Annotated in this window: 1 protein-coding gene; it reads left to right on the top strand. The window is 45.0% G+C overall.

Features of this window, described 5'->3' with window-relative positions; translation table 11 throughout:
* On the top strand, nucleotides 1-238 hold a 238-nt coding region (locus R2R70_RS22990), incomplete at both ends, for a sugar transferase (RefSeq protein WP_410979345.1).

Raw genomic sequence — 238 nt, 5'->3', positions numbered from 1 at the left:
AGAGCAGCGACAGTTTTGTTGCACTGTTTAATGTGCTTAAATTTCGATCTATGGTTGTCGATGCTGAAGTAAAAAGCGGTGCAGTATGGGCATCAAAGGACGATCCTAGAATAACGCCAGTGGGTAGGTTTATTCGTAAAACACGGCTAGATGAATTACCGCAGCTGTGGAATGTGTTAGTAGGGGATATGTCACTGATTGGGCCGCGCCCAGAACGCCCCGTATTTTATTCAAAACT

This window comes from Cobetia sp. SIMBA_158, assembly GCF_046566945.1.
Classification (GTDB): domain Bacteria; phylum Pseudomonadota; class Gammaproteobacteria; order Pseudomonadales; family Halomonadaceae; genus Cobetia; species Cobetia amphilecti.
Note: the sequence above shows the minus strand (reverse complement) of the source record. Positions and strands in the feature narration are given on the sequence as shown.